Genomic DNA, 25,454 nt, shown 5'->3' with positions numbered 1-25,454 from the left:
TCATAATATCCTCTGACTAAAAGGTTTACCTCTATTCTTATCGAATTATATTAATATCTTATAACGCGAGGTGAACATCTTGTTCAGTAATATAGACTTAGTTTTAAATGTTAAAGCAAGTTTAGCTGAAGGACCATGTTGGAATGAAAAAAAGCAACTTTTATATTGGGTTGATATTATGGAGAAAAAATTATGCATATATAATCCTACTACCAATACGAACCGAGTAATCGCTCTCAATCAACAAATTGGCTGTGTTGTTCCATATTTAGAGGATGTACTACTCTTAGCTATGGAAAAAGGCTTTTATTCTATTAATGTAAATACCGAAAAACTGACACATATTTTTGACCCCGAACCTCATTTAATAGAAAATCGTTTTAATGATGGAAAATGTGATCCAGCTGGTCGTTTCTGGGCAGGTACTACAGATACATACGGTATGAATGCTGCAGGTTCCTTATATTGTTTACATAATAATTTGAGTGTAGAGAAAAAAGTTTCACATGTAAATACTTCAAACGGAATCGCTTGGTCACCTGATCATACATCCCTTTACTTTATAGATACACCTACTAAAAAAGTGGTTCGCTATCAATATAATATACGTACTGGAGACATTCATAATCCAAGTGATGTAATCATTTTCTCTGAAAATGATGGTCTACCTGATGGTATGACAATTGACGAAGAAGGTTGTTTATGGATTGCACATTGGGGAGGTTCAAAAATAACTAGATGGAATCCCTCTACTGGAGAACAAATATTAAGTATTCCAATTCCTGCGTTATATGTAACATCATGTACATTTGGTGGACCTAACTTAACTGATTTATATGTTACAACAGCCAGAACAAGAATGACGGATGACGAATTAAAAGAGTATCCACATGCTGGTGGTATTTTTCGAATTCAAACAAATGTTAAAGGCTGCCCCACCTATTCATTTTGTAATAAAAATATTGGAGCTGAAACAATATGAACCGTATCGATTACATAAGACAAGAAGAAAAGAACTATCACGATCTTTGCTATGAACAATATAAACTATTTGAAACTGGATCTTGGCTTCACAAGCCGGTTAAAACAGTTATAGATTTAATGGACTACTTTGAAGAGAAAAACAAATTACAAGTGCTTGACCTTGGCTCTGGCGTCGGTAGAAATAGCATTCCAATTGCACAAAAGATTAAAAATGCTAGCGGAACTGTTACATGTGTTGATTTACTTAATTCCGCTTTAACAAAGCTACAAATTTATAGCAAAGAACATGACGTATTCGAGGTTATAAAAACAGAACAAGCAGCAATTGAAAACTATCATATTAGAACTAATACTTATGACTATATCGTTGCAGTATCAAGTTTAGAGCATGTTAAATCAGAAGAAGATTTAAAAAACGTGCTCCAATCTATGAAAAGAGGTACAAAAAACGGTGGTATTAATTGTTTAATTATTAACTCTAACATACAAGAAATTGATTTAAAAACGAATGAAGAATTAGAGGCTTTAATTGAAATTAATCTCCTAACTGAAGAAATGATACGCCTATTAAAAAGTATTTATAAAGGATGGAAAGAAGTAAAAGTTGAAATAAAAGAATTAGCTTATAATATAGTTCGTAATGAAAGACACATTCGATTAAAAACAAATGCCATTACATTTGTCATTCGGAAATAATACTATAAAAAGTAAGGATATTTCCTCATATATTCATAGGAATACCCTTACCTTTTATTTTCATAAAATTATTTTGTTATTAGTTTTCGCATCATTTAAAATATAATTTTCTTTCGACATACTACTCAGCTATTAATTGAATTCATTAACTGGAAGAAATATTCTGCTTCATGAGTCTCATTCAATTTATACCATGAATGAAGTGTATCCGGCGCAAATACATCTAATTTTTTCAGTACTTCCATGGCAAATTCTAGAGGCGCTACACCCGATGCAGTAATAAGGTTTCTACTAGACGCTACAGGTCCCACTTCATAAAAATTTTCTCCTTTATAAGTAGGACAAACCATTTTCATATACTCTAAACTATTACTTGTGTGATTTATAGAATCCAAGTAACCGTAATTTGCAAGACCTATAGTTGCACCGCAAATTGCTGCTACAATTGTACCAAGTTTTAAAGCTTCACCAACTGTTTTCAAAATAGGTTTATGTATTTCTTCACTCCAAGTATTCCCTCCAGGTAAAATTAATAAATCGTTACTCTCAAGGATACATTCATCTAGGGAAATATCCGGCTTTATATTCAAGCCCCCCATTGAAATAATCGTTTCTCTATTTATTCCAACTGTAACTACTTTAAAAGGCGCTACATCTTTTTTGAAATATCTCCCTGTATTAAGTTCAGCAATTAAATGTCCGTATTCCCAATCAGACATCGTGTCAAATACATATAGATAGGCTTTTCTTGTTTGCATTCAATAACACTCCATTCATATACTACACTCTTAATTAAAACAAGTGCTCTTTTCAGTTTAACATTTTATTCAATATTTATGGTTTAAAATTCCAAATAAAAGAGCACTTGTTTCCGCAAGTGCTCTTTTGGGGATTTTGAGATACCCTATTAACGAAAGTTAAGGTTACTTAAAGTTAAAAGGTATTTATATTATATGCTTGTCCTTTTTATTTGTGCATAATCAATATATAAACATCTTTAATCATTCTTAATAACTTTTAGTTATCGTTCTTTCTTACATTTTATCATTAAGAAATTGATTGAAGGTTTATTTGCCATGTTCTTATTTGGTTCATCAATTTCCGAAACTTTTACTAATCTATATTGATTAAAATCTTTTTTTATAGATTCAGAATCATAAAAGAACATTTTTACACCTTCCATTATCTCATAATAATCTTTATCCAACTGTTTTCCTTTTCCGTACATGGGAGCTTTTTTAGAAACAGTTGTAAAAACCATATATCCGCCTGGTTTTAACTGATTATAACAATCTTCAATAAATTTCTCTCTTTCCTGTTCATTCAACAAATGAAGAAGTGCATGACTAAATATCCCATCATACAGTTTATTATCAAAAGGCATTTCGTTTACTGAACCGTGATACATACTAACATCTTCTAGTCCGTTTTCTCTTGCTAAATCGATCGCTGTTTTCGAAATTTCAATACCTGTTATATTTATACCATTATCGATAAAAACCTTTGCATTTCTTCCATATCCAATACCCGGAACTAATATATTCTTAACGTTCTTTTCAAGAAAAAAATCTTTTGTCAAAATTGCAGATTCTGTAGGTTCAAATCCCCACATCGTTTGTTTTTCGATAAAACTTGATTCCCAAAATTCCATTATGTATCTATCTCCTTATTTTCAATCCATTTTTAGTATCACATTAAAAACTTATAAATTTTAACGCTGCGTCTACCTATGCCAAATTAGTTTTTTACCACATTCACTATAAGTCCATTGAATATAGCACAATTATAAGCCTATATCTATTATAATGATTGGTTTAAAATCCACCCTATTTTATTAATCCTTACGTTTGTAGAAAAATAAAAAAGCCAATACTTCCGTTATAGTATTGGCTTTTTCTCACGAGAAATTATCTTTTTATATTGTACCGATCTAATACTTTTTCTAACATTTCTAAAGTTATTGGTTGTGCTTCTTTTATTAATTGATAACCAATACGACCATTCGGTTCCGCTGTAACTTGCTGTAAACTCTTTACGTCATGAATCCCTTTTTCTCTTAATTCCATATAAAGTTGTTGTTCCGACATTTTTGCCTGCATCAAATTCTCTTTTACAATCTCTCCGTTTTCAACAATTATAATGCTACTTCCATTTAAAAATTGTTCCACCTTCCTTGATTTCAATTCAAAGAAATGAATGATAAGTAATATGCTTGCAAATATGATAGCCGCAAATATAGATGGGACTACTTTTCTACTTAATACAGGTTCTACAATAATACGGCCAATTGATACAACTATAATGATTTCAGCTCTTGTCATTTGGCTCACAGATGTACTACCTGTCATTTTCAAAACAATTATTCCAGTAAAAGTTAATATAATACTTTCCAAAATTATATTCATAACTACCCAATCCTTTAATGGTGTATTTTACTATCATTCCCATCAAAGGTGTGTTTTACTTACCTATTAAGTTGTTAAATCCTTCAGACCATGATGGAAATAAAGGTGTCCATCCATACTCTTTACGTGCCTTATTATTGGAAGCTCCTCTTTCCCAACTATTTTTCCCATCTTGAACTTTAGGCTGAGGTGCCCCTATCGCTGCTGCATATATTGGTAACCATTCTTTACTAGTTGCTGGATAATTATCTACAATATTTACGATTCCTGCAGGCCAATTAAGGGCTAGCATAGTAGCTCTTGCAGCATCTTCAACATGTATAAACGAGCTTATCCCGTCTGATGCGATAATTTCATTATTACGAACTTGATTTGCTATTAATCCGTTTTCCGCATACCATGTTCCTGGTCCGTATAATGTGCCGTAACGAAGTATAACCGATTCAGGTAACTCAGTAACAGCTTTTTCTAATTTCAATATGCCATTAACAGTGACTTGCCGAGGCATAGAAGCAGTAATATGTAGTGAGTCTTTTTCAGTCGCAAATGTATCCCCTGATTCATACGCCCATGAAATACTTTGAGCGATTATTTTCTGTACCCCTACATTTTTAGCGGCATCGACAAGGTTACGAGTGCCTTTTGTTCTAATTTTTGCATTATCCTCAAAATTCCATGAAGACAATGACGTTAATTGATGAATAACTACATCGGGATTTGTTTCTTCTAATACAGAAAATACAGCCTTTCTATTAAATACATCAGCTATTACTGGTATGGCACCAATCTTTTTCATTGCTTCTACTTGCGAAGTATTACGGATCATCGCAAAAACTGTATGCCCATTTTTTATTAACATTGGCAATAAAGAACGTCCTATTACACCAGTTGCACCTGCTACAAATATTTTCATATATGTTCCTCCTCATTTAGTAATCATAAATGTGACGAAACATTTGTAAGGTATGTGACAAATATTTGCTTATTTTTTTCGTTATTCATATGAAACATATACTTTTAATGGTTTAATTATCCCTAAACTCAATTCATCAAAGCATTCTATGAGTGAAGTATAATGTATTTCATGTTGAAAGATCTCTTCTATAAATGGTGTTTTTCCTATTCCTTTAAAAAACCAATCTGCATGCTTTTGATAATCGTATCCGTCACTTGATCCAATGATTTGCAATTCTTTCTGATAAAAGTTAGCAATTAATGTTAGTTCTTCTATATTACCATCAGACAGTATACATATTTCACCATTAGTTTTAAGAGCTTTTTGCAAAGTATGGAACCCACTATTTGTAGCAGAACATTCAAAACCATAATTATATGTTTCTATTATTTTCTCTTCTGAATCATATATGTTTTTCGCACCAAACTTCTTTGCAAAATCTTTTCTATTTTTATTAGGCTCAACAACATCCACGTGCTCAACGCCTACATAGTATTTTAAGAAATAACAAGCGAGTAAACCAATAACTCCCATTCCAGTTATAAGTACTTTTTCATCCTGTCGCGGGTTTAGTTTCAATACTCCTTTAGCGGCATCACACGAAAGAATAGATAATAAAGCAACTTTAGGTTGTATAGAACTAGGCACTCGAATTACTTTATAACCCTTAACTATCCCTATCGTTTCATGTCCATAAAAAGAAACTACTTTATCGCCTACGTTTACATGTGTTACTTTATTACCAACTTGAATCACTTCACCATAACTTTCATATCCAGTTTTTCTTGGATAAAAAGGATTCGTATCTGTAACATCGGATCCATTATACTGTGGTAACTCGGCCCCAATGCTTATCGCTCCTGCGATTGTTTTAACGATAATTTCATCGTCCTGTATGTCCTTAATTTCATTTGTTTCCCACTCAAGTTGTTTAGGCCCTTTTACAATTAACTTATATTGTTCCATTTATATCCTCTCTTTTTATAAAGATGTTATAAGTAATATTGTTATCCATCTAGATTTCGACTAAATTTATTTACCTAATAGATGATAAATTACCCTTGCCCAAGTTTATACCTTTAATGCTCCTGTACATTTCTGTTCAGCGTCTAATACTTTAAAATTACTATTCTGATAACATTTTAAGAAAAGTTGTTGCCGCCCAAATGAAATACGCAAGTTGTGTCACGATATACATCGTAATTTCAAAACCTGTAAGCTTTCTTTCCCTTTTTATTTTCTTTAAATATCTATAAAAACAAAATGAACATAAAATCAGTAAAACAATAGACATTTGATATAGATTTTCCACTAAAAGAAATGCCATTTATTTCATCACCTTTCCAATAAAGTGAAACTTTAATCAGTGGGGGTTTTGTTCATCCTTCACTGATTATCAGCCCTCACCAGTCGGGATTTAACGGGATAAAAAATATATAGTTCAAGCATATCATTTTAACGGAACGAATTACCACAATTTTCAAATCGAATAAACTTCCTAAGTAAAAGAAGTCACTTTTTGGAAATGTTTCAATACAATATTATGTAATTCAATACTCACTATATAATATTAGATTAGGTTTTCTTTTACTGTACATGCTTAGGAGGAAGTTTTACATGCAATTGATTCATAACATACAAAAAACGTTTAATAACCTATGTAACTACGATACGGTCAATTTAATACACGCTATTCAATCATTAAATATTTCACTTCATAAAATATCTCCTTTTATTACTTCACCAGTTAATCTTGAATACGGAAGGAACGTTATCTATCAGTCTGAATTTGTAGAGATTTTAGTATTAAAATTCCCCAGCAAAGCAAAGACTTTTGTGCACGATCACGGAATATCTGTAGGATGTATACTAATAGTCAATGGTACGCTACAAAATATAACGTACGAAAATAATAACGAGCGGATTGAAGAGTTTACAGAGGGAAATATTTTCACAGTAAAAAAAGATACTGTGCATAAAATGTATAACGCTACAGATTCAACAGCAATAACATTTCACGTATATTCCCCACCATTAAAAGATGTACAAATATATGAGTAGCCTTTAAAAGGAGGAAATATGCAAAATTTGAAGGATTACTATATAAAGAGCTTACAAGATGGTCGTAACGTTTGGCTCTATGGACAAAAAGTAGATGTAACTACAGACAAACATTTTGCAGGTACATTAAGTACCATTTCTAATTTATTTACATTGTTTGATGACCCCATACGAAGAGATTCTATTGGATATGTGAGCCCAAAAACGAAAGAATTTGTTCATACTGCATTTTTAGTTCCGAATTCCTATAATAAATTATTAATGAGAAGAACTGCATTTGAAACGTGGAGTTATGCTACAGACGGTGTAATGAGTAGATTATCTGATTATGCAAGATCGAGACTTACTGGCTGGTACGTATCAAGATATTTTTATAAAAAATTCGATGCACAGTTTCCAGATAAAATTACATCTTATTATGAAAAAGCGAGAGATAATCACTTGTTCTTAAGTGTAGTTCAACGTGACCCACAAATAAATCGTTCTACAGAATCAATATTGAATGCAAAAAATTTAGGGTTACTAAGAGTTACGAAGGAAACTTCTGATGGAATTTATTTAAATGGTGCAAAAATGGTAGGTACTGCTTCTCCTTATTCAAATGATTTATTAATCTATCCATTAGCAAAACTGACTGATACTCAAAAAGATTTAGCTCACTTTCTCATTGTGGCAGCCAATTCCCCTGAATTACATATGGTTTGTAGAGAACCATTTGCGAATGCAAACTCAAGTACAGTTGATTCCCCTCTTAGCTCACAGTACGATGAAATGGATGCACTATTAATCTTTGATAATGTATTTGTACCATGGGAACGTGTCTTACTGTATAACAACCCTGAAGCATTATGGAAATTAAAGTCAGATATAGCTTCTAGTAGTTTAGCTTATCATCAAGCAATTGTACGATTAGTAGTAAAACTAGAATTTATAACTGCAATTGCTTGTGAAATTGCTGAAGCGATCGGTGCTACTACTTATTTGCATGTTCAAGAGAAGCTTGGGGAATTAATTATGCAAATCGAAACAATTCGCGCACTTTTAATTGCTGCTGAAGTTGAAGGTACTACAAATGAAACGAAAACTTATTTGCCGAATTTTAAATATATCGAAACTGCAAGGAATCTTGGTTCCAAATATTATCCCCGTGCAATAGAAATTTTACAATTAATTGGAGCAGGTGGGTTCATTCAACTTCCTTCGAGCTCAAATGACTTCCAGAGTCCTATAGCTGATTTATTGAAAAAGTACTTTAAAGGAACTAATATAGATGCCGAACAACGCACAAAATTATTTAAGTTAGCCTGGGATACCATCGGAAGCCCCTTAGGATCTAGACACGAATTGTATGAAAGATTTTATGCTGGAGATCCAATACGAAATACAGCTATGCAATATGTAAATTATGATAAAAATCACTTTAAAAAGATGATAAGTAAATATTTACATTGATGAAAAAGAGCACTCTTTGCTAAGAGTGCTCTTAAAAAATATATAATTATCCAATTACATATATAATTGCTCCGGCCACAACTGCTACTTTTCTCTGTAATGGTTTCATCTTATTCACTTTTATTTTTATAATTCAGCTTTATTACTTCTGGTATATACTTCCTATCATATTTTCTCGTATAGATTTCTCTATCAGGAGTAACTAATTGTAAAACAATCTCACCACAAACCCCATCTAGTATTTCAAATTCACCTTGTACATTTGAAATACTGCGTTCCTTACTTTCAATTGAATCTTCATATATTTTCACATTAAATATAGGTTCGTTATTTTGATCTACGATAATACCTCTTGAATACTTAGCAACTGCTATGCATTGATCCTCTTTTTTATACTATGTAATCACAACAATTGCACCTGCCACTATAGCGCTACATACAAACAAGAGAATGATTTTGCGCCTCACAACGAACCTCCTAATTCAAATTATTCTTTTCTAAACTGAAAATTAAACTGTCTTAATTGCTTGATTTCCTCAATTACTTTACGAATACCTTCTTCAATCTTATCTTCTTTTACATTCGAAACATTTAACTTTAACAGTTTTTCTTTAGGAAAATTCCTCATATAATTCTTATCAATAGTATCGACACTTATTTGAATGTCACCTAATTTTTGTATAAGTGTTTCTGTAACTGTGTTTTTCTGCATTTCTAAACAAGTGTGTATTCCAAATGTGTTTTGTCTATTATATGTAAATAATGATGGATTTTCATTTTGCACTTTTTCTAATGTTTCTGCTAGTTTTATTGATCTATTGTAGTAGGAAGAATTAATTTTACTTTTATGACGTTCAAACATACCGCTCTTTATATAAATTTCTAAAGCCGCTTGAGAAATCATTGGACTATCAATATCTAGTATCTTTTTGTATGTATAGAACGCATTTGCAATGGATGGTGGGATGACTGCAACTCCAACCCGTAAACCAGGAAAAATAATCTTCGAATAACTTTTCAAATATATGACATGACTACAATTATCCAAGCTATATAACGGATCTGCTTTTGAATCAGTTTCTAAATCTGCTAAATAATCATCTTCCACTATAAATACATTGTATTTCTTAGCCAATAGTGCGATTTTTTCTTTCTCATCTTTAGAATAAGAAGTTCCAAGCGGATGATGATATCTCGGTATCGTATAAAAGAATTTTATTTTTCCAGTTTGAAATATTTGCTCCAATTCATTCAAATCGATACCTTCATTCGTACGTTTAATACCGATTACAGGAACTTTATTTATTTCTAGATAATCAATATATAGATGATATGTTGGCTGTTCAATTAATACAGTTTCATTTCCATTCGGAAATGGTATAGAAGTTAATATAGCAAGCGCCTGCTGCACACCTGATGTTATAAAAATATTGTCTTCTTTCGTGAACACTTGATAATTTGCCAACTGTTTTTGAATGACTGGAATTAAAGATGGTAACCCTTTCGGTGTTCCGTATACGAACAAATCATTTTTATAAGTATCAATAGCCTTATTAATGCAATGCTGAAAATCTAAATATGGGAAAACATCTGGATCTGGTGCTGAAGAAGCGAAATCAATTATCTCGTTATTTTCTATGGTACTCCCAGATTTCTTAACAACGTAGTATCCACTTTGAGGGACAGAATATATAATGTGACGCTTTTCTAATTCATGAAGCGCACGTATAACTGTTGCCTTATTACATTCATATTGCGTAACGAGTGACCGTATAGACGGTAATTTCTTTCCTTCTTTTATACCTCCATTTTGAATCTTATTTTCAATGTCATTTAAAATATGTAAATACTTATACATATTACACCTCCTTCAGCAATTCTATATTTGATTCCATCGGTTTTCTATTCATATAGCATTCATTCCTCAATTAGTTAATTTTCCGATCATCTATATCGTAAATCCCAATAGCATATGAATCATTTTCAATCCATTTCTTTACTGCTTCTGTTTTAAGTACAACTTCAACTTCTTTTTCTATTTTCTGTCCAAGTTCTCTCGCCCCTACTTCATCATCGCTAATCTTAGTTTTTATATCAATGGTAACAGGTTGATTCTTTTTATAATTTATTTGCTGAATACCAAACCCTTCATATCCATTTTTTCTGAATACATCATCAAATATATGTCCAAAAACTTGATTCCATCTACTCTCTGCCTTTACAACTTCTCTATTTCTTTGAGTTATATTGATTTTATAAGACGTTACACCTTGTATCACCAATCTTTTATTAATATCATTTTTTATTTCGTTACTATCTTCGCTATCAGCAATCTCTAAATCTACTATCCTTTCTTTTTCATCTCTTATAGCAGCACTAAAAAAAGATTCCTCCTTTACCGCTGCTGTGGCAATATCCATCACTATAGAATCTTCACTTTTAGCATCTTCAATGTCATTCTCACAGGCACATAATAAAGCAAATGGAAATAAAAGTACAAGTAACTTCTTTCCCTTTCTCATGTAGCACCCCTCCAAACATTTTCATTTACGATAAACTTTTTACTTTGACATATAAATACCTTCTTTAATTATTAAATTTAACATTATTTCACATTTTCCCCACTTAACAAGGAAATTACAATTAATAAATAGAATATCTCCATGAATAAATAAAAAGTGAGGGATATATAATGCAACGTGTAAATACGATTGATATTAGTAATGTACTACAATTGGAAAAAACTCTTTCGACTTTATTAAATAAAATGATTTCTTCAAAACTAGACCTTGAAAATTGGTTAAAAGAGCAGTCAAAAGTAATTTGGGACATCGAAGAACAATTAAGATCACACTATATCGCCTTTCAATGTAATACCGATAATAAAGAAATAAAAGATACTTTTGAATATGATCAACAATTTGTAAGGCCTCTTTTGAAACGCTATCAAAATTCATTTGATAATAAATATTTAGAATCACCTTTTCGAATGGAACTTGACCCAAAAACGTATAGCTTACTTGATAAAAAAATAAAAAATGCACAGACATTATTCTGTGAAAAGAACATTGATTTAGAAGTAAACGAAGACAAACTGGTAACCGAGTACTTTGAAATTACAGGTGGTTTAACTGTGGTATGGGATGGTGAAGAAAAAACAATTACTGAACTACAGTCTTACTTACAAGATCCGAATCGTGATATACGAAGAAAGGCAAGAACGCTCATTTCTGAAAAATTCCTATCTGTCGAAGATAAATTACAAAATATCTTAAATGAATTAATCGTAATCCGTCACGAAAAGGCAAAAAATATTCAACTAGATAATTATCGTGATTATATGTTCAAAAAATACGAGCGTTTTGATTATACAGCGAAAGACTGCTATGAACTAGCTGAATCCATACGTAAGTATGTTGTGCCTCTTAAAAATAAAATATTGCTAGAGAAAAAAGAGAAACTGCAAGTGGATACGCTTCATCTATGGGATGTATCAGCTGTAACTCCAGATCAAAAAGTACTTAAACCAATTGCAAATGAAAATGATTTAATTAAAAAGAGCACTCATATCTTTAATAAACTAGATGTTGAATTTTCAGCACTTTTAAACCGAATGTCTAAACACAATTGTCTTGATTTAACAAGCCGCAAAGGAAAAGCAGCTGGTGGCTTTTGTGAGTACTTACCAGCTTCACAATTATCTTATATTTTTATGAACTTAAATTATACACAAGATGATATTGTCACTTTTATACATGAAATGGGTCATAGTATTCATAACGAACTCATAAAACCATTAAAATTACGACAGTATATAGAAATTCCAGCTGAAACAGCTGAGCTAGCCAGTATGACAATGGAGTTATTCTCGCTTAATTATTGGGATACCTTCTATACAGACAAAAAAGATTTAAAACAAGCAAAAATTAACTTCTTTAAAGATGTTATTTCATATTTACCCGTTATGCTTATTGTCGATCAATTTCAACACTGGCTGTATGAAAATCCAATTCATACTTCTGAAGAAAGAAATGAAAAATACTTACAACTTCAAAAACATTATCAGTCTAGCGTCATACATATTGATGGTTACGAAAACTGGATAGCAACGAGTTGGTTACCTGTACTCCATATTTTTGAAGTACCATTTTATTATATTGAATATGCGATCGCCCAACTTGGCGCTTTACAAATGTATAAACAATATAAAGAGGAACCTAAACAAGCACTAGAAAATTATAAAAAGGCATTATCACTAGGAAGCTCGCAATCTATAAAAGAAGTGTATGATGCAGCCGGTATTCGTTTTGATTTTTCTGGTGAAACAATTAAAGAACTAATGCTATTTGTAGAAAAAGAATTAGAATTACTTGAGCAATTATAAGAAGAAAGCTGCACCTATATTTTTGGTGTAGCTTTCTTCTTTATTTTATTAATCAGCTCTATGTACTGAGTATCCCCATATCCGATTGTTGGAAAAAGATAAAACAACTTTATTAATAACTCACGAGTTGATAAATCTTTATTTTTAGAGATGAATTTCATTACTGCATTATCTTCTGTTAACATTTCTAAAAATAAGTCTATAGCCTGATACATTACAGGTGGTACTTTATGAGAGGTCTTTTTATGGTTTACTAATACTTCATTGTATATAGAAGAATAATTCCCCAATTCAAGTTCAATTTGATTTACTTTAAATTCATCCTCTCTAAAGCTATTTAAGTATACCTTCCCTTCATAAGCAGACTGTTCAAGGTGAGAAAGTATGGTAAGTAGGTTCATTTGGCAAAACATATCTTCACCAAACCATAGAACAATACATTTATACTTTTTCGTAAAAAGGTTTTCTAACGGATCTATAACCTTTTTTATATAACTTTCTACTGAACTGTTATGTCCTTTCGCTCTTGTTTTAATAAACTCTTCATTAAAAACTTGAGTAGTAGCCGAGTTCACACACATTGCCTCATTAAATGGGGCATAATCAGAATTACCCATTAGCTTTTCGTTTTTAAATTTTTCATACATAACTTGACCATTTAATATGTTAAGTACCTCTTTATCAAATAGCTCACTCTTCCTATCTCGTAACTGTTCAACCTCTATTTTTCTAGAAATATTCATTTTAAACGCCCCTTCTTTATTTAAATTTAGTTTAACAAATGATTGAATAGGCATTTTGTTAAGTTGGTATTCTCTTGGATTCATTCCAAAAACATTTTTGAAAGCTCTACTATAAGCCTCTTGGGAAGAGTAATCGTAATCCAACGCTACCTCAATTATCTTCCTACCATTCTTTAAATCTTCCGTAGATACATATAACCTTCTAAGAAGAATATAACGTCTAATACTGAAACCCGTTACTTGATGAAATTTAAAAGAGCAATAATAAGGAGAATACCCCATGTAACGAGATAATTCATCTAAAGAAAATCTCCTTTTTAAATTGCTCTCAATCCAATTAATCATCTGCTGTATATGTTCATTCATTTCCTTCACTCCTTATTTAAAAGTATAGGAGAAGTGCGTTTCTTTCTTTTGATATTTCTTGTGTTTTATAACATGAGCCTTTCTCTAAAGTCTTTATAATCTATATATAAGTATTAATTTTTATTTTTTCATCTATCTTATTTTGTCATACCTTCTATTCATTTTTCAATTTAGCGTTAATGAGTATGTTGGCAACACCTTACTAATTATTAAAGGTCAATTTACATCATATTTCATTTTAAAGGATTTCAAAAATTAAACACGAATTTTATAAAATAAAATTCTTTTAATTCCCAAGTTAAAAAATTAAGGTTTGGAAAGGACGTTTCAATGAACAAGCTAGAAAAAGAAATACTTCAATTCATAAATGAACAGTATCCGTTGAATTTTATTAACATTAAGCCAATAACAAATGAGATGTATGAATGTCTTACAGAACAAGGTACATACTTCAGTAGAATTACAAACTACAAAACATATGAAGAACAGATAGAAGAAGTTATATATACGAATTTTTTATATCAAAATGGTTTAGGTGTTCCACCAATAATCCCTTCATTACAAGGGAATTTTGTAGAAAAATTCACATTAGACAAGGAGATTTTTGCTGTATTATATAAAGCTGCTCCTGGTATACATTTACCAAGGTCTGAATGGAATTCTAATATATTTAAAAAACTTGGTAAACAAATTGGAAAATTACATCGTATATCTAAAAGCTTTGAAAAGATTAAACCAGTAAAACATATAAACGATTGGTATGAAAATGAAGAATATAATTTTCTTAAATATATCCCTAAAGAAGAAAATACAATAAGAGAAATTGCATCTGACGTTTTAACTTCCATAAAAGAGCTACCAAAATCCTCTTCAAATTACGGCTTAATTCACGGAGATTTATGGTTAGAAAACATTTTAGTCGAAAATAATTCAAACTTAACAATGATAGATTTTCAAGACTGCGAAAAACATTTTTACATATTCGATTTAGCCGTTCCTATTTATAGTGCGATAGAATATTCATTTGCTGGAAATGGGAATATCGTTGACTATGAGTATTCAATTACAAAAGCACTATTTGAAGGCTACCAAGAGGAAAATGAGCTACCAAAAGAGATGAAAGACAAGTTTCCGTTATTTATTAAATTAAAGGAGATTTTTGAATATAGCTTAATGCATATGTATTGGGATAAAGAAGAATTAACGGAGGAACAAGTACGGATTATGAACCTTTATAGGATGAAGATCGAAAATAAGAATACCTATATCAATATTTAAGAATGCTGTTGTTTAACTGCAAGGAAACTTTGGTTAAACAGCAGCATTTATTAATTAGCTGACAACCTTTTTTATGACTTATAAATACTGATTCAATAATCTTCTCAAATACACTTCATTTTGCGGTGATACTTTTTCAGAAAATCTAGCTGCAATAATAATAGGAGCCCATTGAAAAACTTCATCTCTTGATATGCCGGTACGACTGCAATATATATGTAAATACATCTCAGCTAATTCTACCGAAGATTGTGAGTACAACAAGTATGTTCGAAATACATCTGCGCGAATATCACCTGAACTAGCATCTACCCAATCTATAACTTTCACTTTCTCTTCCTTACTCAAAATCAAATTAAATGGATGAAAATCTCCATGACATAGCCTAAAATCAAATGTAATAAAATCTAATTTTTGTAATATATCCTTCTTTTTGCGTTCATCCAATTTATGCACAGATTTAATTTGACGCTCTAACCTTTCCCTCATTAACTCCATTTCATCTGTATTCACATGTATAGCATGGATCTTTTTTTGCTCATTAACACAAAGGCTGATATAACGCTCTGCCTCATTTAAATTATTAAGCAGAAGATCACCAATGTTGTCCCCTTTTACATGTTCCATAATAATTGCCTGGCTATTTTGTATCTTTTTCACTTCAAATACGTTTGGAACTGGCAACCCACATGAATACGCATATTTTTGTTTTTTTGCTTCATTCATAGACTCTGTATCTGGGAGGTAATCTTTCAATAATTTTACAACCTTATCATCAGTTAAATAAATTTCTGCTGTATTCCCTTTTGCAATTAGATTACCTAAAACCACTTTATTTCCCCCCTTAACATAAATTAGAATAACACCTTATATTTCTCTTTAAATTCACTATAATCCTAGCTAAAACCTTCTTCACGAATATACAAAAAACTTACCGCTTTCCATCCTTAAATAGAAAGCGGTAAGCTTAATTGTTTAGGAATATCCGAATGAAACTCTGATGTATGCACAATTGAAAATGTATATCCTTGCTCAATAAATGATACTTCATTACGTTTACATTCAAATGGTACACTATTTTTCTTAAAGTTATTATGGATTCGCTGTAAAAATGCGACGTCTGGTGTTCCTAAAGAAACGTGTACTTTCGGTGATAGAGCTTTCATTGCAATTGGAATCCAAGGTCGCTGCCACCAAGTCGCGACGATATATGCAGTGCCACCTATAACAAAGTTAAAAATATCCCCATCTTCCATCGTTTTCATATTTAGATTTGATTTTAACCATTCCGTAAAAACAGGTACACTTTTAACAGGAAGACCAATTTCCCTTACGTATAAAATGTTTAAAGGTGAGTGTGGTACTAATACATCCTCTTTAACATAACTATGTGCGATAATTTCGAGTAGATTTCCATCTCCGTCTTTAAAGTATAAATTGAATAGACCATTCTCTTCACCAATTACATTTCCATTTTGCCATTTTACAATGAGTAATCCAGAGTCCTTTAACCATTTTGCTGTTTCATGGAATTTTGAATATGGGATTTCAAAAGCAAAATGTGCAGGTGCGATTGGTTCATACACTTCTTGAAAACTAATTGTTGTATAAGGTGTTACTTCAAATTGAATGAAGGATGCTGTTTCTTTTTTTATTGGAAAAGATAATATGTCCTTATAAACTTGTTTTACCCCTTCTATGGAAACCGTTTGTAGTTTTATATCTGATATATGTGTAATCACTTTACATTCCCCCTCATTTCTTATTATCTATTTGTATTGTATTACACTTATAAATAGATAAAATCAAACGGAAGGATGGATTTTTCATATAGAAACTACAACTTTAGTATGAATATGTTAGCTTCTTTTATTGCTAGTACACTAACGTTTCAAAACAAATATCCTCCATATTTCGGTTTTTAATTAACACTTTACTTATTTCTATTTTTTCAAATTTCCCCTGCATTGTTTCCATATAAAAAAAGCTGCCTTTCCTTAAATGAAAAGCAACTTTTACGATAAAATACATTAAGGTTTTACAGCAATAATCATAAATCTTTTTGAATTAGTACGAATCCCTTTTTCAGAACTATACGTATCAATGAACTTTTGTAAAATAGTAAAATCCTCTTCCTGTTCTCCAAATCTAGGAATAATAGGAGTATGTTTTAATAAGAAAATGAGATCTTCAGACCTACTGTAATAATCAGTAACATCATATTCACGTACTTGCACGAGATCAAATCCTGCACTAATAAGTTCATTCATATACTTTTCTTTTAAAGTACCATCCCGTTCACCTAAGCATTGTCCTCTACCAAATGCTTCTTTCAGGTTTAATTTATCATTCTCACTTACTTGTTGTGTTAAGAAAAAGGCACCCTTTTTCATTACTTTTGCTAACTCAGATGCCAGAAACGGGGCATGACAACTTGAAGTAATATCAAAATGTGCATGTGGAAATGTTAAAGCTTCAGAACCCATTTGAAGAAACTCAACATTTTGTACACCTGATTTTTTCAAGTTAGAATGTGCCGTCTCAATCATGCCGTTAGAATTATCAATTCCAATCAACAATTTAGCTGATGATGCTATGTTAAGTACATTTTCTCCTCCGCCTGTACCAACATCAAGTAAAATATGTGATGGTTTACACCTTTCTTTTACCTCACTATAAAAGTCCCATGTATCTCCTACAGTTTCACATTTTATTTTGCTAAAATCCCATCCATTTAATCTTCCTACTTTATCATAGAAGCTTTTATACTCTAATTCGTTCATCTTATTACTTCCCCTTTGTAAAAATAAATTAAATATGTATAATAACCTACGACACTCCTTAATTATATATTATAAAATACAAATTATTAAAACAATATTTCCCTTCACACTACAATAAGTTTACATAACATTTTTATGGTTTATCTTTATCTATATATTTTAAATGCCCTCTTCCCCAACTACACATACTATCCAAAACAGTACTGACTGTTTTTCCATGTTGAGTTAAGCTATATTCTACTTTAGGTGGTATTTCTTGATAAATTTCGCGTTTTATTAGTTGATCTTGCTCTAATTCACGTAATTGCTTTGCTAACGTCCCTTGAGATATATCTGGTATTAATCGCTTTAATTCACCAAAACGCTTCGTTCCATCTGTTAGCAAAATAAACAAAATGAGCGGCTTCCATTTCCCACCGATTATTTGTAATGTTGCTATTACTCCTTTTAACTTCGGTTCTTGTAAATCCATTTTTCTCACCTCTCCTCAGATATCATAAAGTGAAACTTTAATCAGTGGGGGTTTTGTCCATCCCACACTGATTATTAGTTGAACCAATCGGGCTTTTACGGGCAGTTGACCTCTTACCTAACTTCCTTACATTTTCCTAACTTTGAGGTGAGAGTTTTACTGCCCGTTAATGCGGGATAAACCATATTTAGCGATTTTTCCAATTACTTATCCGCATGTATAGCGATTAGTACAAAATTTACGACTATGTACATATAAAGTGCGTACTTTTCACTTGCTCCCTTTTAGCGAATAATAAAAGCATAGCACAGTTATATTCTAAATTTTTTATTAAAGGAGTGGCTAAAATATGTCTATTACTACATTAGAAAATAGTCGTATTGTTATCATTGGCGGGAGTTCTGGTATTGGATTAGCAACAGCAACACAAGCAATTAAACAAGGCGCACATGTTATTATTGCCGGACGCTCGGAAGAAAAATTAAAAGTTGCTCGAGAAGTAATAAATAACAATCATCTTCAAACTTATATATTGGATAATCAAAATAAAGAGCAATTACAAAATTTTTTCAAGATAGTTGGGAACTTTGATCATTTATTCACACCGGGAGCCTCTTACACACTTGGACCGATTACCTCTACAGAGGAAATTGCTGAAAGTAGCTTCATCGGAAAGTTTTGGCCTCAATATTATGCCGTAAAATATGCAATTCCTTTTCTTTCAAACTCTGGATCGATTGTGTTAATGTCTGGTGCATTTAGTCAAAGACCACTTAAAGGGGCACCTGCTTATGGAGCTTGCAATGGTGCTATTGAAAGTTTAGGGAAAGCTTTAGCTGTAGAATTAGCTCCTATTAGAGTTAATGTTGTTTCTCCTGGAACAATACAAAGAGAGAATGAACAAAACGAAAATAGACTAGCTGCTTATGAATCTTATAAATCTCTTTCTCTTGTAAAAAGGCCTGGCCATAATAATGAAATTGCACATACTGTTCTATATTTAATGCAAAATAGTTTTACTACGGGTAATGTATTGTTTCCTGATGGAGGGTACACATATCATTAAATTATTTAAGACAAAAGCCCCTTATTACGGTGGCTTTTGTTGCTCATTTAAACATTGCTGAAATTTCCAAATAGATGATTACATTACTTTAGTACCAACTGGTTGGTTTTTAGATGATTCATTACAATCCGCTCATTTTGTACATTTGCAAATAAAATTGTGCTAGTAGTTGACGAATCGAATCTCGAAGTAATTTGTCTTGATATTTATGGATAAGTTTCCAAAGAAAAAAGGCATATAATTAATGCCTTTTTTCTTTATCATTATTTAACTGGATAACAAACTTCTGTAACCCACTTATTAGGATCCGATTCCATCGCTGGGCTCACATGATAAATATTAAACATCGGGCCTGCTAATTTGTAACCTTCTGTCTCAATCCATTTTGCCGCAGCCTCATTTACAGCTGTCATCTGTTCATAACTTCCATTAACTATTATAGAAGCTACATTGGTTGATTTCATATTTTTAAATGTAACGTCTTTTGTATTTTCGTGCTTACCTAGAATACTTAGCTGTATTTCTATATCTACATCATTTTCTTTGTATTCACGATCATGGAAAACCGCAATACTATAACTCGGATGGGCAATACTAATATTTTTCATTTGAATTTCTTGCATTAATACACTCCATAAATCACCTTCGCAATTATACGATGGAATAATCTTTCTAACACTAGCTACAGTTCTTTCTGGAATTTCTTTTATTGAAACATGATAATTCATCTCAACAACATCCTCTCTCATCGTTTTCATTGAGTCTTCGAGGAGACGTAATTGTTTTTGGAGGTTATTCATGTCTTCTTTAATTTGAGCACTACGATTTAAAAATCGCTCTTTTATGCTATCTATATTATCGCATTCTATTATTTCTTTGATGGTAGCAATATTAAACCCCATAGCTTTTAATGTTTGAATTTGATTTACCTTTTTTAATTGGTCAGCTGAATAAAATCGATATCCACTCTGCTCATCGACTTTTACTGGTTGTAATAATTCCACTTTATCGTAGTGTCTCAACATACGTATACTAATGGAAGATAGTTTCGAAAAATCCCCTATTTTAAACATGATTTCCTCCTATAAGTTACATCTACTTTGAAGCTCAACTTCATCATAAACAATGACATTATGTGAGGGTCAACTATTTTTAACGATTTAAATAACAATTTAACATGTTATATTTATATAATTAAAAACCTATATTCCTGTTTTTATGACTACTGCAATTGACAAATCCATCACTAGTTATTTTTCTCAAGACATTCATAAACCGCCATCATATCTCGTTTATCCAACTCACGTATGCGATTGAAAATGGGTATTTGTCCAACAGCTTCTGTTAATAAGCTTTCATTCACAACATCACTTACTTTTCCAGTTAACCACGTTTGTACATCCACGCCCTCGACAACTTCTTTTAACCCTTCGTCATTAATACCACTTGCATTACAAGTTACACATGGAATTGTTAGTTTAAAGACACCATCATGTAGATTATCTTCGGTTATCACTTTCTTACCTTTACAAAATGGACATGGATTACTTTTTTTAATTTTATTAATTTGGGTAACTAATTTTTTGTATCCAAACGCTTCGTATACATACGTAAGTTTTTTATATTTACCATTTGTGAAATACTTATCTATAATGGTTTCTCTCGTTTCATAAACATTAGGGAAATCACAAACAGTTACCTGATTATTAACACTAATGGATTCGATATTTCCTTTTATTTCGCTCCAGAATGGTAAGACATTTTGTAACACCATTTCATAGTTTGAAAAGCTTGCTTGTTCTAATTCAAACATTTTCAATGCAACTTGTGCTTTTCTTGGCAATAAAGAAACATCTTCCGTCAATACCATATCGCCACCAACAATAGACTTCAATTTAACAAGTGCCGGTAAATCACCAACTATTTTCAATACTTTATTAATAGGCTGATTGATTATTTCACGAATATCTACGTTACCAAATTTAAGTGGTTTATGATGATTTAAAACCGTCCCCTCACAAATTGGACATTTCATCATTTTTTTTGAACTCTTAATTTCTTCTTTAATAGGTGCTTTTGAAATAACAATATATCCACCAATAATTGTATTAAACCCTACCCATGTTCTGCGTGTCTTTCCTTTTTTATCATAAAATGATTTTTCAAAATATCCGTACCAAAACGTATGCTTTTCTTCTTCTGACATATCATTATAGCTCTTTGACAAATCGTGACCAAGCTCATTTTTTATTTCTTCGAATAGAAATTCTATTTTTTCATGCTGATAAAATTTTAATACCTTCATGATTTCTGGATCGAATAGCCCATCCCAAAATGGAACACTTTTATCTTGAATGGCAATATCTTTATCAAAAACTTCAATTTGAAGACGTCCAGAACAAGATGGACAATGATTTTCCTGTGAATAGAAATCAAAACTTCTCGTATCTTTATTAATTGGATGAGCAGCTACAATATGATTAATTAATCCACCAATCTCATATAAGAAACTATATTGACTATATAAATGTCTTTCAAGATCAATAGCAATAACAGGTGCGATTGTATTAGATTCATATTCACCATAAATTAACCTAGCCATTGATGATAAACTTTTTAAAATACCGCCCTTATAAATATTTTCGGCATTTTTAAAATAGTTAATATGATTTTCTTCTAAATAGTGAACCCCTTTTTTCTGCCTAAGCATTGAAGAGATGTGTATTTTCTCTGTGCTATTCACATTACTTTTTTGACGATAGTAATCCTCATGATTGACAACATCCAAATGCTCTATAGATTCATTCTGCCTTTTTCCAAAATCAACTATATAATCAGAGCTTTCTAACATGTAACGATTATGCTCAATCATAATGATCGAAACTGATTCATCTTGCAGAATACCTCTAATACTATCGATAAATTGATTTAAAATATTTTGTGATAAACCTTTTGAAGGCTCATCAAAAATAAATAATGTATGTGGATTTCTAGTGTTTGCAAATAATTCCGAAACTAAATGAACACATTGAAACTCACCTGTCGATAATGTTTGTGTTTTTCTCTCTAATGTTAAATAGCCAAGCCCTAATTTAATTAGTAGGCTCAAACGTTTATAAGCGATATCTTCATTTGGAAGTTCATCAATAATATCCTCAATCGAGCGCTCAAAAATATCATCAATGTCTTCACTATACTTTGTCAGTTTCTTTTTAATATCTAGGAAAGTTGCTACAGTTGATCGACTTGTAATTGATTGATTTCGGTCTTGTCCTACCATAACTAATTTATCTTTTGGATATCGTTTCAAAAAATCTGTAGCTAGACATTCGTTGACAAGTGTAGATTTCCCACATCCTGATTCTCCTGTAACTGTTACAAGCCTGTTTTTAGGAATTTGAAACTCAGCCATTTGGATATTACGGCAATATAAATCATAGAATGTATAATATTCTGTTGGTATTTCTTTATTTCGATCCCACAGTATTGACTTTGGTCTTGGTGATTCTTCCACAATTTTCCCGCCATATTTTCCGCTACCAGGTCCAAAGAACAATTGCTCATCAGTTGTATCTAGTACTGTATCTGAATGATCAATAAGCCAAATTTGATTTTTACACCCTAATCGTTTAATCTCTTCTAAAATTTGTAATAAAGTTTCATGATCAAGTCCAACTGAAATCTCATCAATAATAATTACAGCATTTTCACTTACTGCCATGAATTCGGCCAAATAAAGTCGTGTTAACTCTCCACCTGATAACGTACCCATAATTCGATTTAATGTTAAATAACCAATGTTCATATTAATAATATTTTGCAGTATATGCTGTTTTTCTTCACTAATATTTAACTCTTTTGCTAGTGAAAGAATAGATTCAATACTTAAATCATTAATATTTGAGATTGAATGTGGCTTGTCCAACAAATCAATTTCATGTTGTTCAATTTCTTCACTATAACGTTTTCCCTTACATTTTTTACACTCAACATTTTTTGTAGTACCACGGCCTTTACAACCAGTACACCAGCCTAATTGATTATTAAATGAAAAGACCTCTGGAGAAAGATTAAATACTTCAGCAAGTTTTTCCCGAACCTCTGTAAAAACACCAGTATGAGTACCAATCGTTGAACGCGGATTAGACGAAATCGATGATTTTCCTAGAAAAAGTACTAACGGCATTTCTTCCATCTTAATAGCACTAAAATTTGTTTCCATAATGTTAGGAAATAAATATTGATATTCAGCCTTTGGTAATAAAGAAACTAATCGTTTTTTTGACTCTTCACCAATTGTTTGGCAAAAAGTTGTTTTACCCGATCCAGATAACCCAGCAATTCCAAACGATTTATTAAACGGTATAGTTGCATCTAATTTATTTATGTTATTAGCAATTAATTGATTTACTTTCATATTAACCTCTATTCTTATTTATTCACAAAAGCATTTTTACAATATAATAATTACATAATGAATATTACCTATTATGCAATTATACTCTCACTTCATGAATCTTATCCTTGTATATTTCAAACCATTGTTGCCATTCATCTTTAGAAAATTCTTTCTCTTCTCCTTTTAAAACGTAAGAAAAAAGATTTAAACAAATATGCCAACCAGCTATATCTCTCGGTGTATGATCTGTTAATTCATGAATGTACTCTTTAAGAAGTAAAAGAGTACCATTCTCCTCTTTATGTATTTCAAATCGGACACGGTCTTTATCCCAAGTAAATTCAAGTACTGAGTTTAGTTGACACTCTAAAATATCAATGTTTATGAATGAACCGTCCATCATGTCGAACTTTATTATTCCACCAGTTTTAAGGCTTTCAATCTGTAAATTGGACATCCATTTTTTCAGCTTACTGTTTTCTGTTAATACAGACCAAACTTCCTCTACCGTATATGGAAATTCGCGTTCAAATTTTACAATATATCCATCAGTTAGTTTCCCAATTTCAGCTATCATTTTGATTGCCTCCTTATATAGAATGTATGTTCTCACTTCATTTTACACGAATATAAATATAAAATAAATATTTATAACAACGAAGTGTTAATTTAAAGTGAATGGTGCTGAGAAAAACTTAAATATTTTCTAAATCGAGTTAAATAATATTGAAAATTAAATATAGATTTACGTACAAATAAAAAAAGCCGCATTTGCGACTTATGAAATAATAGGATTAACTCCTGTTTTTGTGGAATGATTAATGATTAACGCTTAATCGCATCGACAATTAGCGATGGAAAACCAAGTTTATCGCCTTTATTTCTAGAATCATACCTTTTCGAACGGAAAATAACACCGTCGTTTGCATCCCATTCGTTGTAATAAAACCGACCATTTTCATCACAATATTCAAGTAAAACTACCTCGAATCCAGCAGTTTCAAACATTTTCGTTAATGTTATATAATTATGAACGATTTTATGACTTGCTGCTGGATGATCTTTCGGACCGGGGCCCCCTATTTGAACTATATTTTGATATACCTCATCCTGAAAGAATGCATCAGGGACTCCGCACCGAATATGACCAGATGGTTTTAAAAATTCATAACAAATTTCAGCTGCTCTTACACCTTCTTCAAAAGTAAGGTGTTCCCATAAGCTGAAATAGAGTTGTATTCAAATCTTTCTTCCCACGTAGCTTTATCTAGTAAGTTAAGTTCATCTTCTTGCGTTTGAATCCAACCTGGATTATTATTAAACACTCCAGCTCCGACAACTACTTTAATTTCGTCTTGTTTTATTGCCACCATGTTCACCTCTTAAATATTTTAATTCATTAATATATTC

General features: G+C 31.5%; 24 protein-coding genes and 1 pseudogene. 7 read left to right on the top strand and 18 right to left on the bottom strand.

All coding sequences use genetic code 11. The features are described 5' to 3' along the window. The first annotated feature begins 79 nt into the window (after window positions 1–79). On the top strand, window positions 80–982 hold the full coding sequence (locus BM089_RS08945) for an SMP-30/gluconolactonase/LRE family protein (RefSeq protein ID WP_090976685.1): 903 nt from the start codon (window positions 80–82) through the stop codon (window positions 980–982). Continuing rightward, window positions 979–1,680, top strand: a complete 702-nt coding sequence (locus BM089_RS08940; protein WP_090976683.1) for a class I SAM-dependent methyltransferase — start codon at window positions 979–981, stop codon at window positions 1,678–1,680. Before BM089_RS08945 ends, BM089_RS08940 begins: the two co-directional genes overlap by 4 nt. Window positions 1,681–1,805: 125 nt before the next feature. Here BM089_RS08940 and BM089_RS08935 read toward each other — a convergent pair whose 3' ends face one another. The 6 genes from BM089_RS08935 to BM089_RS08910 all read right to left on the bottom strand — a co-directional run bounded on the left by BM089_RS08935 (window position 1,806) and on the right by BM089_RS08910 (window position 6,367). Next, window positions 1,806–2,438: a type 1 glutamine amidotransferase family protein gene (locus BM089_RS08935; protein ID WP_061660663.1), complete on the bottom strand. Its 633-nt coding sequence runs from the start codon at window positions 2,436–2,438 to the stop codon at window positions 1,806–1,808. Window positions 2,439–2,701: 263 nt separating this feature from the next. Next, window positions 2,702–3,331 carry a class I SAM-dependent methyltransferase gene (locus tag BM089_RS08930; protein ID WP_061660662.1) on the bottom strand — a complete coding sequence of 210 codons (630 nt, stop codon included), beginning with the start codon at window positions 3,329–3,331 and terminating at the stop codon, window positions 2,702–2,704. A gap of 256 nt (window positions 3,332–3,587) precedes the next feature. Beyond that, entirely contained in the window at window positions 3,588–4,085 is a 498-nt protein-coding gene (locus BM089_RS08925) for a DUF421 domain-containing protein (RefSeq protein ID WP_001021414.1), read from the bottom strand. A gap of 55 nt (window positions 4,086–4,140) precedes the next feature. Continuing rightward, window positions 4,141–4,998, bottom strand: a complete 858-nt coding sequence (locus tag BM089_RS08920) for an NAD-dependent epimerase/dehydratase family protein (RefSeq protein ID WP_000689430.1) — start codon at window positions 4,996–4,998, stop codon at window positions 4,141–4,143. An 81-nt stretch (window positions 4,999–5,079) separates the two neighbouring features. Then, a complete protein-coding gene (locus BM089_RS08915; protein WP_086422385.1) occupies window positions 5,080–6,006 on the bottom strand; it encodes a zinc-dependent alcohol dehydrogenase in 927 nt (308 codons plus the stop codon). 160 nt (window positions 6,007–6,166) lie between these two features. Continuing rightward, window positions 6,167–6,367, bottom strand: coding sequence for a hypothetical protein (locus BM089_RS08910; RefSeq protein ID WP_061660661.1), 201 nt, complete (start codon window positions 6,365–6,367; stop codon window positions 6,167–6,169). A 290-nt stretch (window positions 6,368–6,657) separates the two neighbouring features. Here BM089_RS08910 and BM089_RS08905 point away from each other — a divergent pair, with 290 nt between their 5' ends. Together BM089_RS08905 and BM089_RS08900 are read left to right on the top strand one after the other, a co-directional pair. Continuing rightward, window positions 6,658–7,101: a cysteine dioxygenase gene (locus BM089_RS08905; RefSeq protein WP_061660660.1), complete on the top strand. Its 444-nt coding sequence runs from the start codon at window positions 6,658–6,660 to the stop codon at window positions 7,099–7,101. A gap of 18 nt (window positions 7,102–7,119) precedes the next feature. Continuing rightward, a complete protein-coding gene (locus tag BM089_RS08900) occupies window positions 7,120–8,553 on the top strand; it encodes a 4-hydroxyphenylacetate 3-hydroxylase family protein (protein WP_090976681.1) in 1,434 nt (477 codons plus the stop codon). A 110-nt stretch (window positions 8,554–8,663) separates the two neighbouring features. Here the strand turns inward: BM089_RS08900 and BM089_RS08895 are convergent, their stop codons facing one another. From BM089_RS08895 to BM089_RS08885, 3 genes are all read right to left on the bottom strand, one after another. Next, complete coding sequence (locus BM089_RS08895; protein WP_225988574.1) at window positions 8,664–8,927, bottom strand: carboxypeptidase regulatory-like domain-containing protein; 264 nt, start codon at window positions 8,925–8,927, stop codon at window positions 8,664–8,666. Between the two features lie 113 nt (window positions 8,928–9,040). After that, window positions 9,041–10,411 (bottom strand): aminotransferase-like domain-containing protein, encoded by a 1,371-nt coding sequence (locus BM089_RS08890; protein ID WP_061660657.1) that lies wholly within the window; start codon window positions 10,409–10,411, stop codon window positions 9,041–9,043. 70 nt (window positions 10,412–10,481) lie between these two features. Next, window positions 10,482–11,075: a DUF4030 domain-containing protein gene (locus BM089_RS08885; protein WP_001225391.1), complete on the bottom strand. Its 594-nt coding sequence runs from the start codon at window positions 11,073–11,075 to the stop codon at window positions 10,482–10,484. Between the two features lie 170 nt (window positions 11,076–11,245). Here BM089_RS08885 and BM089_RS08880 point away from each other — a divergent pair, with 170 nt between their 5' ends. Continuing rightward, window positions 11,246–12,937, top strand: a complete 1,692-nt coding sequence (locus BM089_RS08880; protein ID WP_090976679.1) for a M3 family oligoendopeptidase — start codon at window positions 11,246–11,248, stop codon at window positions 12,935–12,937. Window positions 12,938–12,951: 14 nt separating this feature from the next. On the opposite strand, the gene BM089_RS08875 is transcribed toward BM089_RS08880, so the two are convergent. Further along, window positions 12,952–14,046 (bottom strand): helix-turn-helix domain-containing protein, encoded by a 1,095-nt coding sequence (locus BM089_RS08875; protein ID WP_090976677.1) that lies wholly within the window; start codon window positions 14,044–14,046, stop codon window positions 12,952–12,954. A 330-nt stretch (window positions 14,047–14,376) separates the two neighbouring features. On the opposite strand from BM089_RS08875, the gene BM089_RS08870 reads away from it, so the two are divergent. Continuing rightward, the gene (locus BM089_RS08870) at window positions 14,377–15,324 is read left to right on the top strand and encodes a phosphotransferase enzyme family protein (protein WP_090976675.1); all 948 of its coding nucleotides are present in this window, start codon (window positions 14,377–14,379) and stop codon (window positions 15,322–15,324) included. 78 nt (window positions 15,325–15,402) lie between these two features. On the opposite strand, the gene BM089_RS08865 is transcribed toward BM089_RS08870, so the two are convergent. The 4 genes from BM089_RS08865 to BM089_RS08850 all read right to left on the bottom strand — a co-directional run bounded on the left by BM089_RS08865 (window position 15,403) and on the right by BM089_RS08850 (window position 18,579). Next, entirely contained in the window at window positions 15,403–16,155 is a 753-nt protein-coding gene (locus BM089_RS08865) for an aminoglycoside phosphotransferase family protein (protein WP_090976674.1), read from the bottom strand. Window positions 16,156–16,271: 116 nt separating this feature from the next. Then, window positions 16,272–17,066 carry a VOC family protein gene (locus BM089_RS08860; RefSeq protein ID WP_090976671.1) on the bottom strand — a complete coding sequence of 265 codons (795 nt, stop codon included), beginning with the start codon at window positions 17,064–17,066 and terminating at the stop codon, window positions 16,272–16,274. Window positions 17,067–17,354: 288 nt separating this feature from the next. Then, complete coding sequence (locus tag BM089_RS08855; protein ID WP_090976669.1) at window positions 17,355–18,107, bottom strand: class I SAM-dependent methyltransferase; 753 nt, start codon at window positions 18,105–18,107, stop codon at window positions 17,355–17,357. 133 nt (window positions 18,108–18,240) lie between these two features. Next, entirely contained in the window at window positions 18,241–18,579 is a 339-nt protein-coding gene (locus BM089_RS08850) for a winged helix-turn-helix transcriptional regulator (RefSeq protein WP_029442367.1), read from the bottom strand. A 349-nt stretch (window positions 18,580–18,928) separates the two neighbouring features. Between BM089_RS08850 and BM089_RS08845 the strand changes: the two genes are divergently transcribed. Then, window positions 18,929–19,645: an SDR family oxidoreductase gene (locus BM089_RS08845; protein WP_090976667.1), complete on the top strand. Its 717-nt coding sequence runs from the start codon at window positions 18,929–18,931 to the stop codon at window positions 19,643–19,645. A gap of 263 nt (window positions 19,646–19,908) precedes the next feature. Here the strand turns inward: BM089_RS08845 and BM089_RS08840 are convergent, their stop codons facing one another. The 4 genes and pseudogenes from BM089_RS08840 to BM089_RS31480 all read right to left on the bottom strand — a co-directional run bounded on the left by BM089_RS08840 (window position 19,909) and on the right by BM089_RS31480 (window position 25,414). Further along, window positions 19,909–20,718, bottom strand: a complete 810-nt coding sequence (locus BM089_RS08840; RefSeq protein ID WP_090976665.1) for a MerR family transcriptional regulator — start codon at window positions 20,716–20,718, stop codon at window positions 19,909–19,911. Window positions 20,719–20,891: 173 nt separating this feature from the next. Further along, complete coding sequence (locus BM089_RS08835) at window positions 20,892–24,062, bottom strand: ATP-binding cassette domain-containing protein (RefSeq protein ID WP_090976663.1); 3,171 nt, start codon at window positions 24,060–24,062, stop codon at window positions 20,892–20,894. A 79-nt stretch (window positions 24,063–24,141) separates the two neighbouring features. Beyond that, window positions 24,142–24,621, bottom strand: a complete 480-nt coding sequence (locus BM089_RS08830; RefSeq protein WP_090976661.1) for an SRPBCC family protein — start codon at window positions 24,619–24,621, stop codon at window positions 24,142–24,144. A gap of 248 nt (window positions 24,622–24,869) precedes the next feature. Beyond that, window positions 24,870–25,414: pseudogene (locus BM089_RS31480) on the bottom strand (SAM-dependent methyltransferase). Between the last annotated feature and the right edge of the window lie 40 nt (window positions 25,415–25,454).

This window comes from Bacillus sp. 5mfcol3.1, assembly GCF_900114335.1.
Lineage (GTDB): Bacteria > Bacillota > Bacilli > Bacillales > Bacillaceae_G > Bacillus_A > Bacillus_A thuringiensis_S.
The sequence above is the reverse complement of the archived record's forward strand: the minus strand, read 5'-3'. Positions and strand labels throughout refer to the sequence as shown.

Coding starts and splice junctions, on each gene's coding strand:
- BM089_RS08940 (WP_090976683.1), top strand. CDS start 979: ATGAACCGTATCGATTACATAAGACAAGAAGAAAAGAACTATCACGAT.
- BM089_RS08935 (WP_061660663.1), bottom strand. CDS start 2,438: ATGCAAACAAGAAAAGCCTATCTATATGTATTTGACACGATGTCTGAT.
- BM089_RS08930 (WP_061660662.1), bottom strand. CDS start 3,331: ATGGAATTTTGGGAATCAAGTTTTATCGAAAAACAAACGATGTGGGGA.
- BM089_RS08925 (WP_001021414.1), bottom strand. CDS start 4,085: ATGAATATAATTTTGGAAAGTATTATATTAACTTTTACTGGAATAATT.
- BM089_RS08920 (WP_000689430.1), bottom strand. CDS start 4,998: ATGAAAATATTTGTAGCAGGTGCAACTGGTGTAATAGGACGTTCTTTA.
- BM089_RS08915 (WP_086422385.1), bottom strand. CDS start 6,006: ATGGAACAATATAAGTTAATTGTAAAAGGGCCTAAACAACTTGAGTGG.
- BM089_RS08910 (WP_061660661.1), bottom strand. CDS start 6,367: ATGGCATTTCTTTTAGTGGAAAATCTATATCAAATGTCTATTGTTTTA.
- BM089_RS08905 (WP_061660660.1), top strand. CDS start 6,658: ATGCAATTGATTCATAACATACAAAAAACGTTTAATAACCTATGTAAC.
- BM089_RS08900 (WP_090976681.1), top strand. CDS start 7,120: ATGCAAAATTTGAAGGATTACTATATAAAGAGCTTACAAGATGGTCGT.
- BM089_RS08890 (WP_061660657.1), bottom strand. CDS start 10,411: ATGTATAAGTATTTACATATTTTAAATGACATTGAAAATAAGATTCAA.
- BM089_RS08885 (WP_001225391.1), bottom strand. CDS start 11,075: ATGAGAAAGGGAAAGAAGTTACTTGTACTTTTATTTCCATTTGCTTTA.
- BM089_RS08880 (WP_090976679.1), top strand. CDS start 11,246: ATGCAACGTGTAAATACGATTGATATTAGTAATGTACTACAATTGGAA.
- BM089_RS08875 (WP_090976677.1), bottom strand. CDS start 14,046: ATGAATGAACATATACAGCAGATGATTAATTGGATTGAGAGCAATTTA.
- BM089_RS08870 (WP_090976675.1), top strand. CDS start 14,377: ATGAACAAGCTAGAAAAAGAAATACTTCAATTCATAAATGAACAGTAT.
- BM089_RS08855 (WP_090976669.1), bottom strand. CDS start 18,107: ATGAACGAATTAGAGTATAAAAGCTTCTATGATAAAGTAGGAAGATTA.
- BM089_RS08850 (WP_029442367.1), bottom strand. CDS start 18,579: ATGGATTTACAAGAACCGAAGTTAAAAGGAGTAATAGCAACATTACAA.
- BM089_RS08845 (WP_090976667.1), top strand. CDS start 18,929: ATGTCTATTACTACATTAGAAAATAGTCGTATTGTTATCATTGGCGGG.
- BM089_RS08840 (WP_090976665.1), bottom strand. CDS start 20,718: ATGTTTAAAATAGGGGATTTTTCGAAACTATCTTCCATTAGTATACGT.
- BM089_RS08835 (WP_090976663.1), bottom strand. CDS start 24,062: ATGAAAGTAAATCAATTAATTGCTAATAACATAAATAAATTAGATGCA.
- BM089_RS08830 (WP_090976661.1), bottom strand. CDS start 24,621: ATGATAGCTGAAATTGGGAAACTAACTGATGGATATATTGTAAAATTT.